11 protein-coding genes and 3 pseudogenes are annotated in these 11622 nt (G+C 54.3%); 8 read left to right on the top strand and 6 right to left on the bottom strand.

From position 1 onward, the window contains the following. The coding region (locus RT21_RS18980; RefSeq protein ID WP_046163974.1) for an HAD-IC family P-type ATPase at positions 1–1222 on the bottom strand (1222 nt) is incomplete at its 3' end. A 307-nt stretch (positions 1223–1529) separates the two neighbouring features. Here RT21_RS18980 and RT21_RS18975 point away from each other — a divergent pair. Continuing rightward, positions 1530–2162 (top strand): HAD family hydrolase, encoded by a 633-nt coding sequence (locus RT21_RS18975; RefSeq protein WP_036998676.1) that lies wholly within the window; start codon positions 1530–1532, stop codon positions 2160–2162. Positions 2163–2196: 34 nt separating this feature from the next. Next, positions 2197–2322, top strand: a pseudogene (locus RT21_RS24200) (arsenic resistance protein); the annotation flags it as partial. Between the two features lie 193 nt (positions 2323–2515). Here the strand turns inward: RT21_RS24200 and RT21_RS18970 are convergent. Further along, positions 2516–3409 (bottom strand): cation efflux transmembrane domain-containing protein, encoded by an 894-nt coding sequence (locus tag RT21_RS18970; RefSeq protein ID WP_046163957.1) that lies wholly within the window; start codon positions 3407–3409, stop codon positions 2516–2518. Between the two features lie 94 nt (positions 3410–3503). On the opposite strand from RT21_RS18970, the gene cadR reads away from it, so the two are divergent. Beyond that, positions 3504–3908 carry a Cd(II)/Pb(II)-responsive transcriptional regulator gene (cadR, locus tag RT21_RS23355; protein WP_082082189.1) on the top strand — a complete coding sequence of 135 codons (405 nt, stop codon included), beginning with the start codon at positions 3504–3506 and terminating at the stop codon, positions 3906–3908. Positions 3909–3930: 22 nt separating this feature from the next. On the opposite strand, the pseudogene RT21_RS18965 reads toward cadR, so the two are convergent. Then, positions 3931–4791, bottom strand: a pseudogene (locus RT21_RS18965) (DUF4158 domain-containing protein); the annotation flags it as partial. Positions 4792–4920: 129 nt separating this feature from the next. Between RT21_RS18965 and RT21_RS18960 the strand changes: the two are divergent. Continuing rightward, positions 4921–5475 (top strand): annotated as a pseudogene (locus tag RT21_RS18960) (IS3 family transposase); the annotation flags it as partial. Positions 5476–5745: 270 nt separating this feature from the next. Here RT21_RS18960 and RT21_RS24480 read toward each other — a convergent pair. Next, positions 5746–5958: an MbcA/ParS/Xre antitoxin family protein gene (locus RT21_RS24480; RefSeq protein ID WP_082082188.1), complete on the bottom strand. Its 213-nt coding sequence runs from the start codon at positions 5956–5958 to the stop codon at positions 5746–5748. A 468-nt stretch (positions 5959–6426) separates the two neighbouring features. On the opposite strand from RT21_RS24480, the gene RT21_RS18955 reads away from it, so the two are divergent. Next, positions 6427–7647 carry a Fic family protein gene (locus RT21_RS18955; protein ID WP_052724768.1) on the top strand — a complete coding sequence of 407 codons (1221 nt, stop codon included), beginning with the start codon at positions 6427–6429 and terminating at the stop codon, positions 7645–7647. 56 nt (positions 7648–7703) lie between these two features. Here the strand turns inward: RT21_RS18955 and RT21_RS18950 are convergent, their stop codons facing one another. Then, positions 7704–7994 (bottom strand): helix-turn-helix domain-containing protein, encoded by a 291-nt coding sequence (locus RT21_RS18950; RefSeq protein ID WP_046163955.1) that lies wholly within the window; start codon positions 7992–7994, stop codon positions 7704–7706. 86 nt (positions 7995–8080) lie between these two features. On the opposite strand from RT21_RS18950, the gene RT21_RS18945 reads away from it, so the two are divergent. Further along, positions 8081–8506 carry a hypothetical protein gene (locus RT21_RS18945; RefSeq protein ID WP_046163954.1) on the top strand — a complete coding sequence of 142 codons (426 nt, stop codon included), beginning with the start codon at positions 8081–8083 and terminating at the stop codon, positions 8504–8506. Positions 8507–8753: 247 nt separating this feature from the next. Here the strand turns inward: RT21_RS18945 and RT21_RS23345 are convergent, their stop codons facing one another. Then, entirely contained in the window at positions 8754–9137 is a 384-nt protein-coding gene (locus RT21_RS23345; RefSeq protein ID WP_082082187.1) for an antitoxin Xre/MbcA/ParS toxin-binding domain-containing protein, read from the bottom strand. Positions 9138–9773: 636 nt separating this feature from the next. Between RT21_RS23345 and RT21_RS18940 the strand changes: the two genes are divergently transcribed. Beyond that, positions 9774–10658, top strand: a complete 885-nt coding sequence (locus tag RT21_RS18940; RefSeq protein WP_046163953.1) for a sugar nucleotide-binding protein — start codon at positions 9774–9776, stop codon at positions 10656–10658. Continuing rightward, complete coding sequence (locus RT21_RS18935) at positions 10651–11580, top strand: NAD-dependent epimerase/dehydratase family protein (protein WP_046163952.1); 930 nt, start codon at positions 10651–10653, stop codon at positions 11578–11580. Before RT21_RS18940 ends, RT21_RS18935 begins: the two co-directional genes overlap by 8 nt. Positions 11581–11622: the final 42 nt, after the last annotated feature.

The following is an 11622-nucleotide window of genomic DNA, read 5'->3' as shown; positions in this document are numbered from 1 at the left end:
CCCATGCAAAGAATGTCAGCAAGGCGATACCGATGACCGTCAGCACGAAATAACCTGCAACCGTGTCTGCCATTCGCTGCATGGGTGCTTTGGAGCGTTGTGCATTCGCAACCATCTGGACGATTTGTGAAAGCATAGTCCCGGAGCCAACCCTGGTGGCTCGCATGACAAGCGAGCCGCTCGTGTTCATCGTCGCGCCGATAAGCGAATCGCCTGTCCGCTTCGTCACCGGAACCGGCTCGCCCGTTAGCATGGATTCATCGACGGCGCTCTCGCCCTCCAATACCTCTCCATCAACGGGTACCTTTTCACCAGGACGAACGCGCAGATGGTCGCCCTCATGAACATGTGTGAGCGGGATGTCCTCCTCTGAACCATCTTTGGCGATACGGCGAGCGGTTTTAGGTGATAAGCCAAGCAGGGACTTAATTGCCGAGGACGTCTGCGAGCGGGCCTTCAATTCCAGCAACTGGCCCAGCAGAGTCAATGAAATGATCACCGCGGCGGCTTCGTAATAAACGCCTATCCGGCCGCCTACTGTGAATGACTCTGGAAACATGCTCGGTAAGAGGGTTGCTACGACGCTGTAAATATAGGCAGCCCCCGTGCCAAGCCCGATCAAGGTCCACATGTTTGGGCTGCGATGTTTGACCGAGGCGAGACCGCGCGCGAAAAATGGCCAGCCTGCCCACAAGACAACCGGGGTCGTGAGGGCCAGTTCAACCCAGTTCTGGCTAGCCCCGTGAAACAGCGGTATCGCATGTCCCGCCATTGCCAACAGGGTTACTGCTACGGTCAGGGGCAGAGACCACCAGAATCGCTTCGAGAAGTCCTTGAGTTCGGGATTCTCCTCCTCGTCGAGTTCAGGGATCAGAGGTTCCAATGACATCCCGCAGATAGGGCAATCACCTGGACCCATTTGGCGGATCTCAGGGTGCATCGGGCAGGTGTACTCGGTCGTTGCATCACCGGCGGACGCCTTCTGTGCGGGCGGCGTGGATGCCTGAGGCGATGACCCATGAGCCTGCTGTGCAGCAAGATATCTAGCAGGGTCAGAACGGAACTTGGTCCGGCACCCCTGGCTGCAGAAGCGGTAAGTGGTTCCTTGGTAATCCTGCTCATGCTCGCTGTTCTCTTTCACCTTCATCCCGCAGACCGGGTCTGTGAGCGGTGCTGATCCTTTCGTTTGGTCAGGCTGATGGTGGCAATGCGAGGAGGTCATGCGGGCTCCTTATGGATTGGTTAGCAACGAACAGCCTACTGCGGGGACGTTTGTGGTTTTTCCGATGCTTACAGCGTCCGACAACCAATATATGCAAAGCGTCCTGACCAAAGGCTGAAGTAACCATTACATTTCTGTCAGGTTCTCCGGTATGTCAGGTCGTACGAATGCTGAAGCGAGCTGCTGAAAAAAGTAGCTCGCGCGAATACCGCTTGCTGGCCTAGCCTATGTCTCCCTTATCCGAAGCCCGGCCGCTTTCTTTTAATGAATACCGAACCGTGCAAAGCCTAAGCGCAGGTGCTCTGTTTTGATAGAAGCCGTAATTTTTGATGTCTATGGCACACTCCTGCAAATCAGTGAACGACGGCGGCCATTTCGCAAGCTCTTAAAACAGGTACGCAGCCAAGGTCGTCAACCTAGGGCCGATGATGCCAGGACATTGATGACACGAAACTTGGGGCTGGCCGGCGCCGCCGACCTGTTTGGTACACAACTAGGTAACGATGAGCTTGCTATTTTGGAGCTTGATCTCTACGCGGAACTGGCCAGCGTGCGTCCCTATGATGATGCCCTGCGGGCACTGGAAAGCCTTAAGAGAGCGGGGCTGAAAGTGGCGCTGTGCTCCAACTTGGCTACCCCCTATGCCATACCTGCCAAGTTGCTACTGCCTGAGTTTGACGCCTATGCCTGGAGCTTCGAGGTGGGCGCGATCAAACCGGAGCCAGCGATCTACGAACATCTGCTAAAGCGGTTGGGTTGCAAAGCGTCTTCCATTGCAATGATCGGCGATACATTGGAGGCCGATGTGTTCGGTCCCGAAAGGCTGGGAATGCATGGCTTCCACCTCCAGCGCGATGCCATCCGTGGTCCTGACCGATTAGCTAGCCTGATCGAATTTGCAGACCACATTTTGGGCACGGGGACTGTCACTAGAACGTAGCACTAGCGCACATCGAGATCGCCTCCAGCTATCGGCCTTCAGTTCAAGCACTCACAACTCGCTTGTAGTGCTTTTCCTGACGATGGCGCTCCCAAAGTCCGTTCGCGCATTGGCCGCAGCGGTTGTGATCACTCAGGCATTCGTAGAGCTGATTGGTTAAGCGGGGCTACCACCAACAGCGTGAAGGAAAGCCGATCAGTGCGGCTTCGTCTCGCTGATGGACTTTGCAGCCCACGTTCTACAATACCCACCATCCGCTAACGGCTAAAGCTGCGTCGCCAGTTTTAGCTGACGCCGCTAGACCCGGATGGCTTAGAGGCATGACGACGCCTTTTTCTGTAACGGGAGCTTCTTTAGCTCTTGAGCGCCAGAATACGCCGAGCGCCGTTTAGAACGATGAATCCCACAACGGTACCGATAATCAGGTCTGGGTAGTTGGACCCAGTCCAAGCGACGAGCGCTCCGGCGACTATAACCCCCATGTTGATGACCACATCATTGGCGGAGAATATCCAGCTCGCTTTCATGTGAGCACCACCTTCCCGGTGTTTGGAAATAAGCAGCAGACAGCCCGTATTGGCGAGCAATGCCAGGAACGCAACGGCGATCATTATCAGCGACTCGGGCTCACTACCGAATACAAAGCGCCTAATCACCTCTACGAGCACGCCGAGTGCCAAAATTAGCTGGAGAACACCAGCAAGGTGTGCAGCACGCACCTGCAGACTGACGCTACGTCCAACTGCATAAAGGGCTAGGCCGTACACTGCCGCGTCAGCGAACATATCGAGCGAATCGGCAATCAGGCCCGTGGACCTGGCGATCAGGCCAGCGGTCATCTCTACCACGAACATGAAGGCGTTGATGCCTAACAGTAAACGCAGGGAGCGGGATTCCTGTGTAGAGTCCGCCGAATTCTCGGCGGCTTTGATCATCTCTGGGTCGGCAGCGACGGTTTTCTGAAGAGTGGCGCCTAGCCCTAACGTCGCCAGCTTTGTGGTTATGGGCTCAACGGCACCGCAATGCATGACATCTAACCGACGGTCCGACAAATCAAAAGTCAGCTTCCGAATTCCGTCCAAACCACTCAGGGCCAAGCGGATCATTCGCTCTTCTGATGGACAATCCATTTTTGGCACGGCGTAAACACTGACCCATTGTGCTGTCGTATCGGCAGGGTTTTGCACACCGGCATCGGCGGCTGGTGTCGCATCGCAGCCGCAACGATCGCCATCGGATTTGCTCATGATACGGCTCCACTTGAAATCGAAGATGGGATCATTAAAAACCTTATAGCTACCATAAGGTCAATAACGCAGAGAACCGAAGAGGATTCGCGCGATGCGCATTGGTCAGTTAGCAAGGCTAGTAGGGATTGATACACAGACGATCCGCTTCTATGAGCAGCAGGGATTGTTACCTCCGCCTAATCGTCAGCCGAACGGCTATCGGGTTTACAACGAGAAGCATGGCGAGCGGCTAGCGTTCATCCGACGCTGCCGAATTCTGAATCTTTCACTTCCAGAAATTCATGCACTCCAAAGTTACCAAGATGACCCTGGCCGGCCTTGTGCGGCCGTTAATGCCTTGCTTGATGATCACATTTCTCAAGTCAGGTCTCAGATAGCCGCTTTGCAATCACTGGAACGACAACTCGTTTCGCTGCGGGCAAATTGCAACGATGGGCGGGAAGTTAAGGCTTGTGGAATTCTCGCGGGAATAAGCGAGGACGCATGCGTTAAATGAATGGCGTTCGGCGCGCGGGGCTGAACATCTCGGCCATATGATCCCGGGTCCGCATGCGCATGCGGTAGATTAAGGCCAGCATCAGCGTGTAGCGCTTCGGCAGTAAGCAGTCCTTCAACTCGGCTACGTCCGACGCCGCGGCTTGGGCAGCAATGTGGCGGATCTTAGTGTCGACAATTCCTTCAAAAATGGAACCCAGATCCCCGAAGCTCTCTAGCTAAGCCAGATGGTCGATCAGTACCTCTAGGTGCTTGCGAGATGGCTTCTTGGGTGACTGCTTCAGCGTATTGAAGTCACTCTGGCGTCGGCCGAAGTCAGTGTCGAGCAGATCCTTTAGCTTGTGGATCACCTCGACTGGCGTTCTGGTTACTACGAGGTTGAATATTGCCTCTTGGGATTCGGCATGAATTCGCTCAGCGAGATCATTTAGAGTCGAGTAATCTTGGCAGATCAGCTCTTCGATTACGGAGTTGATGATGTCGGCGCGCTGGTCAAGCACAAACGACATCGCTTTGGCATGCCGCTCGGCGAGCTCCATGGCATCGGAGCCGTAGAATACCGTCACACCGAGGCGAGCTCGGATCGCGTTCATGTGGCGATATTGCTGGAACCACTTGTATTCCGCGAGTTTCACCTTGCTACGCTGACCTAACTCTCCGCGAATGAAGTCCACCAGTTGACCAGGGACGTCGGTGATATCAGGAAAATATCGGAGCACCTGAAAGGTCTTGAGAAGAACGGCGAGATTGAGGTGAAAGGGGGCCTTGGACTTGCTCCGTACCCACTTAATCTCATCATCTGAGAACGAAAAATCACGCTGCAGTTCAGCTTTTGAATACGCCTTTGGCAGGGTGGGATACGCCGTACGCTCTAATGAAGCCATAGGAACTCCTTTTCTGAGGAGTCAGAAAAGATAGTCCACGATCAGAGGCTGTGCGGTCTATTTGGTAAACTCGTTTGGCATCAACACGTTACGAGCGGAGTGAGTGAATTTTCCCTTTATCTCGGCATGACCCCTCCAGTGGCCTCACCAAATCATCTTGAGCGTCGATTCAATGTCACCGAACCCAACAAGGTCTGGGTTACGGACATCACCTACATCCGCACCTATGAGGGCTGATTATTTTTGGCGGTGGTACTCGATCTGTTTTCGCGGCAGGTAATCGGTTGGTCGATGAAGCAGCAGATGACCAGCGACCTGGCTATCGATGCATTGCTGATGGCGGTTTGGCGGCGTAAGCCAAAGCAGGAGCTGATGATTCACTCAGACCAAGGTAGCCAGTTCAGCAGCGGCGACTGGCAGAGCTTCCTGAAAACCAACAACTTGCTTGGCAGCATGAGTCGACGTGGTAACTGCCATGACAACGTGGTAGCGGAAAGCTTTTTCCAGTTGCTGAAGCGAGAGCGGATCAGGCGAAAGATCTACAGCACCAGGCAAGATGCTCGCGCTGATGTGTTCGACTACATCGAGATGTTCTACAACCCAAAACGCCGGCATGGTTTCAACAACCAGCTGTCGCCGGTAGAGTTTGAAAAACGCTATTTCCAGAGCCTGGAAAGTGTCTAGGAAATCCGGGGCGATTCATGCACCATCATTTGCCTCCCCCTCACGCAAGGATTGGATCTCACCGCTTTCGATCTCTGCTGAGTCTGGGGAAGTTCCAGCAAAGCAATGAAAAGCCTTTTTAGACATACTCGATTGACCACTTCTGGCCCAAAGCGGACTACTACTCAGTGATAAACCAAGACTCTACTGCGGTTTGGCAGAGGCTAAGGATCGAGCCCTAGCGCTAGGCTCATTCGGATTATCGCCATAGCCGCATTACTAGTTACGCCACTAAACTACGCCGCCATAAGCAATAGCCCACAGTACTCTCCGGACTTCCTGTGCGCCACGGACGGAGGAGCAGCTGATAACTGGAGAGTTTCCACCAAGCGCTAAGTTTGGTCTGGCCATCCACTCCGACGCGAGTGCGCGATCCTCGAAAACTTGCTCCGCTAGATCCTGCACGTCTTTAAGCAGTTCTTTTTCCACCACATTTGGTTCCATATTCAGTCACTCGAATCACGGTCCGTGTTGATGACAGCCATTTGTAGCGACGTGCGACTAGCTATGTGGCAACAGGCCAAGCGCAACACTACAACGTCTTCGCGCTCGCTATTCTGTTCAGACTGCGCTTGCCTGTTGCGCTTGGCTTGCCGCCAGACTATCAGTCGGATGACGAAGCTTACTTCTCATATAGATTAGCGTGCCATGCAAGGAAGGGGATTCTGCTTCAGCAGGCGAACTAGGATATTGCTTGACGAACATTTGATAACAAGCACGTCAGAGGCTTCTGAAGTGCAGCCAGGCAGCATCCGCGCAGGTGCTGAGATGTGCTATGAGATGTGCAGAATGGAAACACTCGGAAATACGCGGCGCCGCATTCGGCGAGTGTTACAGGGAGAAATTGTAGGCAGGGAAATGTGCATATGTCATTGTAAGCAGACCAGCGAATAAGCGCGGCAGGCGATTCCGATGACGCTCATCTCTTCAAAGAGCTGGCTGGACCCAGTCCTTCCCGAGCTGCTTCCCCAGTCGATCATCGACAAGGCCGACGCACTTCCTGTCAAAGTGGGGTTTCTTGCCGGCCGGCTTGCTCCTGAAACGGCTGCTCGGTTGAGTAATTTGCTGCTCATCACCAATGCCTACTATTCGAACCTGATCGAGGGCCAGTACTGCGAGCCAGCCTCGATGCAGAAAGCACAAAGCACAGCGAGGAAGGAACGCCAGCTGCTCCGGGACCTTACCGTTCAGCATATGGATACGCAGCGGTTGTTCGAGCGCGCCATGCGCTGGAGGCGCCCTGAGTTCCGAGCCATGTTTTCGCCCCAACTGATTTGTTCCGTGCACGAGCGGCTTTTCAGCGGGACAGGCGAAACCAGCCGGCGTATGTCAGACGGCAGGTTCCTGGTGCCCGGACAACTGCGTAGCGGGCCTGATGACGAAGTGGTAGTTAGGAATCACGTCGCACCAGCCGCGGCGGCCGCCCGGTCGATGCTAGAGCATCTGCAAACATTCTTTGGCTCGAGTCTGGATCCCCGGCGCCGGCTTATCGCTGCGCTTGCCAATCACCACCGACTGGCATGGGTTCACCCGTTTCTCGACGGCAACGGCCGTGTGGCGCGCATGATGACGCATCTGCAGCTCGCTCAGCTTGGCCTTCAACCGTACCTTTGGTCCCTGTCGCGTGGGCTGGCTCGCCGGCACGATGACTACTACCGAGTGCTGTCTATGGCAGATCGCCCGAGAGAGGGTGATTACGATGGCCGCGGGCAGATGTCGCAAAAGTACTACTTCGCTTTCATCGAGTTCATGCTCGATGTCTGCCTCGACCAGGTCGATTACATGACCGAGGCTCTAAACAGAGAAAAGCTGCGGGAAAGGGTTATCCGGTCCTTCAAAACGAATGAGCGCCTTTTGGCTATCGGGGCTCGAGCGGAAAGTGCACCGGTTGTGCTGGCCTTGCTTACACAAGGTTTTCTGCCTCGCAGCGAGTTCAAGGCGTTCACTGGACTGTCGTCGCGTGCATCAATCGATGAGCTTTCCCGGCTAGTTGGTGCTGGGATTGTTGTCAGCCCAACGCCCAAGTCGCGAACAGTCGAGCCGGGCCTTCCGGCGTGGTTTGCTCAAGACATCTTCCCTGATCTTCATGTCTCTTCCGGTAACAGGCCTGCAGGCCTGGGCCTTGTGATGTAGCCCTTACAGCCGCGTTAGCAGCTGACGCCATCACCCTCCCGTGTTCGGCATAAATTTCACTCTTCAGCCCGAAGGTATGGTTGAACCTGAGCAGCTACCAAAGCTAATAGTTGCTCAAAGTCTTGATTTTGATCCTTTACTAAATACGCCCTAAACAGCAGGGACAATGGATGAATTCCCAGGCGACCAGCAAGTTCGTCGACCTTCTCTAAAGTCGGACTTTTGAGTCCGCGCTCCAAGATGCTGAGGTAGGTACGACTGCTAACGTCTGAAAATGACTCCTGAGTCAGTCCTTGCGCTTTGCGAGCGTCTCGAAGGGCTTGCCCGAATGCTTCATTTAGCTCCATTTCGCCAACCCGCAAAAGGAACTATAAGGCACTAGCGCACACTATAGAGCTACAAACTATAGTGTTCATTTCTGGTGGAGGTCTTTATGTTTACCACGCACCTGCAAGCTCTTGATTTAGGAATCGAGCCGAACGGACTCGGTTTCCAGCTATGGGACACCGTAGAGATGCTCGGCCAGTCGTCATGGTTTTTTGTGAACATAGCGATTGGTTCCGGAGCAAATATCTGTCCGAAATCTGCATTTTTTGCCAGTTGGCGCAATCTGGATGAGCTATTGAAAGCCCAGAATGAGGAACTAAGCGTAACTAATGTCATGCTTGTTAGTTCGCCGGTTCTCAATGGGACTAAACACTGGCGGATGGAGAGACTGGTGTCACTTTATCTTGCCCTTGAGCAGGCCGGGGGCGAGCTCCGTTGTGTCTATGATGTAGCTGACACGACCTATGTAGAGCCCAGCACCGTCGCGGCGTTGGTTGGAGAGTTTTTGATTTACCGAGAAAGCGGGTCTTGACTAACCCGATGGGTCCTGACGACACCCAGTTATTTTCTCATTTTTAACGAGAAGCCACATTTACACGCCCAAAAACAGTTGCTGCCTTTAGCTTGTCGTTTGCAAAGTTGGACGGCACAACCCTGGTGTTACGTCTTGCCTAGGTCATGCGGATGAGAGATTAGCTTGAGTGAGCGGCAGGTACGAATGATGGGGTTTTATTTTTTAAAATCGAATGCGGATATATTCAAACAAAGCGCGTTAAAATCTAGAAGTAGCCACTCTTTAATTGCGCCAATCGTTCCATTACTTCGTCCATGCGTCCGCCTCTTGCTGCCTCGAGAGGGCTGAGGCCATTGAGGTAACCTTTAGGATTCGATAACCAGCGATCAGCCATCTCTCTTGATGAAAATATTGTCAGAGCGAGATTCTCGAGTTGCTGCACTTGATAGTGATTTTCATGGCATGCGTCGGACATGGAGGGGGCTTCCGGATGCACCGGCGAGCTTGTTACGACGATGCGTTTCATTCCGTCAGCTGTTACCTCCCAAATATATAATCTATCGCCGGCGGTAATATGCATTGATCTAACCAATTGCTCCGGAAGCTCTATAAGATATTTTCCGCTAATGTGCTTTACAAAGGTATGCATAATTTCCCCATTTTCTGCTTGAAAAGCTGAGTCTCAGGGTGTCCCGCAGTTTCGCACAATCATAGAGGATACTACTTAGCCCGGGCTGGTTATATGCGTGATTGAACCTATTAGTAAAGCCCAGTCTTGCTCTTCTCATGATTTATTTACAGATACTTTCGTCGGTCCTTCACTGATGATACTCATCAGTAGCTAAAGCTTCGTTCATAGTGCGGTCTGCAATGTGTTGCCGTTAGGGGCGCGATTAATCATTTCGTAGAGCCATTTCTCCATCGTAGGCTATAAGCCATGAAGCTGCTTCAACTGGCTTGGGCAAGGCAGCTGACTTATAGCAGTCTATGCGTGAAATGGGCCTATTGTTCAGAAGGGCGCGTGACGTTACGATATGTGAGCACATGCTGCATGCAGCAAAAAAGGCAGCTGGCCAAAAACAGCATGCTGGACCGAGCGCATCGCTCGGCTAGCAATATCATCGTGGAAAAGCGATTTTGTAAAGATTTTCTACCTGTTCAGGCTAAAACCATACGAATTTCTTTACAGTTCAGTATCTGCGCGGTGTTGGATGGCGCGCAGCTGAGGGGTAAGCAAAATTTTCGTAAGCTGCAAGGTAGATACTACCATTTTAGAGTTCACTCCATGCGAATGCGCCTGATGCTGTTGGGCGGCGGTAATGCCCTGGGTCAGGCGCTTATCCGCCTGGGTGCCGAGGAGGACATCGGCTTCCTCGCGCCACGCCCGCCCAGCCAGGGCTGGGATGCGCCAAGTCTGACTACTTTGCTCGACGATAACCGCCCGGATATCGTGATCAACCTCGCCTATTACTTCGACTGGTTCCAGAGTGGGCGTGTCGATGAAGCGGTGCTCGCCAGTCAAGAGCGCGCAGTCGAGCGCCTGGCCGAACTGGGCCAGCATCATCAGTTTGTACTGATGCAACCGTCCAGCTACCGCGTCTTTGATGGGGCCAGAACCACCTCCTACAGCGAGAAAGACGAGGTGGCGCCGTTGGATGCTCGCAGCTGCGCCCTTTGGCGTATGGAGCAGAGTGTGCGTTCGCTTTGTCCTCGGCACGTTTTGCTGCGGTTTGGTTGGTTGCTCGACGATAGCTCAGAGGGCTTGCTGGGTCGGTTCCTTCAGCGTCTTGAGCAGAACGACGAGCTGTGTCTCGCTGATGATCGTCGCGGCAACCCCACGCCCGTTGAAGATGCTGCGCGGGTCATTCTGGCTGTGTTGAAGCAGCTCGATTGCGAGGCGCCGTTGTGGGGCACCTATCACTATGGTGGGCACGAGGCGTCAACCCCGTTGGTGGTTGGCCAAGCGCTTCTGGCCGAAGCGGCTAACCATCGCCAGCTGGCGGTTGCGAGCCTGACTCCCATCGCACACGCCGCCTGCTCGGATGCAGCGGACGAGCCGCAGCATGGCGTGCTGGCGTGCAAGAAGATATTCAATACCTTCGGCATCAAGCCGCGCGCCTGGCGCACTGGGCTGCCGAGCCTGCTGGAGCGCTACTATCGACATGGCTGACTTACCGATTCTGGTTACCGGTGGCGCCGGTTTCATTGGCTCCAACCTTATCGATGCGCTTGTCGCGCGAGGCTACCCTGTTAGGGTGCTGGACAACCTGTCCACCGGAAAACGCAGCAATTTACCGGACGATCCGAGCGTTGAGCTGATTGTGGGTGATGTGGCGGATGCACAAGCCATGCGCAGCGCAGTTCAGGGCTGTCGCGCCGTTGTGCACCTTGCCGCGGTGGCGTCGGTACAGGCTTCGGTCGATGACCCGGTTGGCACGCACCAGAGCAATCTGGTCGGCACGCTGAATTTGTGTGAGGCCATGCGCGAGGCGGGCGTACGCCGGGTTGTTTTCGCTTCCAGCGCGGCGATCTACGGCAACAATGGCGAAGGCCAGCCCATCGACGAGGACACGCCCAAGGCGCCCTTGACTCCATATGCGGCGGACAAGCTGGCCAGTGAGCACTATCTTGATTTCTACCGGCGTCAGCATGGGCTTGAGCCGGCAGTCTTCCGCTTCTTCAATATTTACGGCCCTCGGCAGGATCCATCCTCTCCCTATTCAGGTGTGATCAGCATTTTTACCGAGCGGGCACAGAAGGGATTGCCTATTGCTGTTTATGGGGATGGACAGCAGACCCGGGATTTCCTCTACGTAGGCGATCTGGTAGAGCTCCTGCTGCAGGCGCTAGAGCTGCCTGTTGTGGAGGTGGGGGCTGTGAATGTTGGTTTGAACCAGTCGACCTCTTTGAACCAGCTGCTCGATGCGGTTGGCGATGTGCTGGGCGGATTGCCCGAGGTGAGGTACCAGGCGGCGCGACAGGGAGACATCCGTCATTCGCGAGCTAACAATACGCGGCTGCTGCAGCGCTATCGTTTACCTGAGCCTGCTACCGGAATGCGCGAGGGTCTAGCGAAATTGCTAGGTTTGTAGCGTTTTCCGCGGGCATAGAAAAGGCGCCGAGAAGGCGCCTTT

Source organism: Pseudomonas sp. 10B238 (genome assembly GCF_000970615.1).
Taxonomy (GTDB): Bacteria; Pseudomonadota; Gammaproteobacteria; order Pseudomonadales; family Pseudomonadaceae; genus Stutzerimonas.
This window is presented reverse-complemented; position numbering and strand designations above follow the sequence as displayed.